Below are 524 nucleotides of genomic sequence, written 5' to 3' on the forward strand. Positions count from 1 at the left end.
AATTCAGACGACCTTAAAACGGGTTTCGCCGCTTCCGCAGTTTCAATCCAACCCTGCTCCGCCCAATCCTCAATCAATTTCGCCGCCTGCGCGTTTACCTGTTTCAACGCCGCCATCGTCATCCCGCCCGACAATAGCGCGTCCCACAAAGCCGCTTTTTTGTTGAACCGCGCCGGCGGCGGCGTTTGCGCCCTGCCCGCTTCGTTCAGCGCGTAAAACAACGGCGGCTGCGGCATTTCCACCGCGCGCGTTTCCTTCAAACCCTGCGGCAGCGCAGCAAACACCGCCTGCCCCGTCGGATAGTGGTAATAACGCGACGTAAACGAGAGCAAATCACGCCAGCTTTGTGGTAATGGTTTTTCTTCCACAAAGGCCGTCTGAACACTCAAAATCCGCGCCGCATCCATATCGGGCGCAATATCCGTTTCCCACACAATCCCGACCACGGTTTTATTGCGGAAAGGCACAAGCACCCGCGTTCCCGGAGGGAGCGGCTCGGAATGGGAATAAGTCAAAAGGCCGTC

1 pseudogene is annotated in these 524 nt (G+C 57.4%); it reads right to left on the reverse strand.

The window, feature by feature from the left end:
- Positions 1-524, reverse strand: a pseudogene (locus ACTHUR_RS18065) (primosomal protein N'); the annotation flags it as partial.

Source organism: Neisseria sp. P0021.S007 (genome assembly GCF_051956855.1).